The sequence below is a fragment of the Luteitalea sp. genome (assembly GCA_009377605.1).
Lineage (GTDB): Bacteria > Acidobacteriota > Vicinamibacteria > Vicinamibacterales > Vicinamibacteraceae > WHTT01.
On record WHTT01000197.1, the window covers coordinates 1 to 2,262 of the forward strand.

Here is a 2,262-nt window from a genome sequence, read left to right on the forward strand (position 1 = left end):
TGCTGCCCGCGGACAAGATCGACGTGCAGGCGAGCTTCGACGGCTTGGTGCAGGCCGGTTCCATGCTCGGCTCCGCCGGCCTCATCGTCATGGATGAGACGACGAGCATGGTGTGGGTCGCGAAGAACCTGCTCCACTTCTATGAGCACGAATCGTGTGGCAAGTGCACGCCGTGCCGCGAGGGCACCGACTGGCTCTACAAGATCCTTTCCAAGATCGAGCGCGGGGAAGGGGAGTTACGTGACCTCGACCTGCTGTTCAGCGTTGCGGACAACATCGGTGGCAAGACACTTTGCCCGTTTGGCGACGCGGTGGTGCCGCCGGTCGTGAGTACCTTGCAACACTTTCGCGAAGAATACGAGGCGCACGTCCGCGCGGGGCGGCCACCGCTCGCCGCGTGGCGCGCGGAGGAGGAGCTGATTGCGGCGCATTGAGCCGCGCCCTACCGCACCGTTCTCACGCATCGTCAAGCTGTCGTTTCGCTGATGTCGAGCACCCGTCTGTGACCGAGATATGAATCCGGCCCTCATTGCCCATCTCATTCTCATCGGCGCCATCTTCTTCGCGTTGCAGATTTCGGCGGCCGTCCTCGTCTATTTCGAACGCAAGATCGCTGCGTGGGCACAGCAGCGCCTTGGGCCGTACCGCGTGGGGCCGCGCGGTGTGCTCCAGCCACTTGCCGATATCGTCAAGTTGCTGTTCAAGGAGGAGCTCCGGCCGAAAGCGGCGGATCCGTGGCTCTTCTACCTGGCGCCGATCCTGTCCGCGACGGCGGCATTCGCGGCGTTCGCGGTCGTGCCGTTCGGGGACGAGACAACGCTCTTTGGGTTGCTCGACGAGCCGATTCGCTTGCAGGTGGCGGACGTCAACGTGGCGTTGCTCGTGGTCTTTGCGATCACATCGATGGGCGTGTACGGGATCGTGCTCGCCGGCTGGAGCTCGAACTCGAAATACTCGCTCCTCGGCGGCCTGCGGAGCTCGGCACAGATGATCAGCTACGAGCTCTCGTACGCGCTGGCGCTCGCGTCGGTGCTGGTGCTGGCCAACTCCTTGTCACTGCGTGAGATCGTCGAGAGCCAGGCGGGGCACTGGTTCGGCGTGATCCCGAAATGGCACGTGTTTCTCGTGCCGGTCGGGTTCATCGTGTATATGATTGCCGGCGTTGCTGAGACCAACCGCGCGCCGTTCGACTTCCCAGAGGCGGAGCAGGAGCTGGTGGCTGGCTACCACACCGAGTACAGCAGCATGAGCTTCGCGCTCTTCTTCTTGGCCGAGTACGTGAACATGGTCACGGTCTCGGCCGTGGCAGTGAGCCTGTTTCTCGGCGGCTGGTTCGATCCGTTTGGGGTGACGCCGGAGTGGCTCGGCTGGGTGTGGTTCTTGATCAAGGTCGGGTTCCTGCTGTTCTTCTACATTTGGATGCGTTGGACGCTCCCGCGATATCGCTACGACCAACTCATGACGTTCGGGTGGAAGGTGCTGTTGCCCGTGGCCACGGTCAACCTGTTAGCAGTGGCGGGGCTGGTCGTGTGGTTGGAGGGGTAAGGTTCAAGGTACGAGGTGCGAGATACGAGGTGCGAGCGGTCGGCATGTGAGGGCTCTAAAGGACGAACGTGGACATCTGGTTGTTTTATCTCTTTGCGCTGATTATGGTCGGCGCGTCGCTTGGCGTGATCGGGCAGCGTAACCCGATGCACAGCGTGCTGTTCCTCATCCTGTCGTTCGGCGCGCTCGCCGCGCTCTATGTGCAGCTCGATTCGCCGTTTGCCGCAGTGGCGCAGATCATCATCTACGCCGGCGCCATCATGGTGCTGTTTCTCTTCGTCGTGATGCTGCTCAACGCGTCCCATGAAGACGATGATCCCCGTGCGCGCGCGCCGGTGCCGGTTGGCGTGAAGGTGAGCGGATGCCTGCTGGCGCTGGTGCTGCTGGTCGAGCTCGCGTGGGCGGTCGCGCGCGTTGGTCGGCCGGCGGTCGAGAAAGAGGCTGCCAGCGCTGAGATGGTGTCCTCGGTCCGCGAGATTGGGCGAGTGCTCTTCACGGAGTACGCGTTCGCCTTCGAGGTCACCTCCGTCCTGATTCTCGTCGCCATGCTCGGTGCCGTGGTGTTAGCGAAGCGGAAGGTGTAACGCTGGTGCTTGGTAACCTGAGATGGTGACACTTGACCATTACCTGATCCTCTCCGCGCTGCTATTCGCGATCGGCACATCCGGCGTGTTCCTCCGGCGGAACGTCATCACGCTGCTGTTGTCGATCGAGATC

General features: G+C 62.5%; 4 protein-coding genes. All 4 read left to right on the forward strand.

Annotation, left to right across the window (positions count from 1 at the left end; genetic code table 11):
- The coding region (locus tag GEV06_28430) for an NADH-quinone oxidoreductase subunit F (protein MPZ21778.1) at positions 1-434 on the forward strand (434 nt) is incomplete at its 5' end.
- 79 nt (positions 435-513) lie between these two features.
- On the forward strand, positions 514-1,545 hold the full coding sequence (gene nuoH, locus GEV06_28435; protein ID MPZ21779.1) for an NADH-quinone oxidoreductase subunit NuoH: 1,032 nt from the start codon (positions 514-516) through the stop codon (positions 1,543-1,545).
- A gap of 68 nt (positions 1,546-1,613) precedes the next feature.
- Positions 1,614-2,129, forward strand: a complete 516-nt coding sequence (locus GEV06_28440; protein MPZ21780.1) for an NADH-quinone oxidoreductase subunit J — start codon at positions 1,614-1,616, stop codon at positions 2,127-2,129.
- 22 nt (positions 2,130-2,151) lie between these two features.
- A partial coding sequence (locus GEV06_28445) for an NADH-quinone oxidoreductase subunit K (protein MPZ21781.1) occupies positions 2,152-2,262 on the forward strand: 111 nt, incomplete at its 3' end.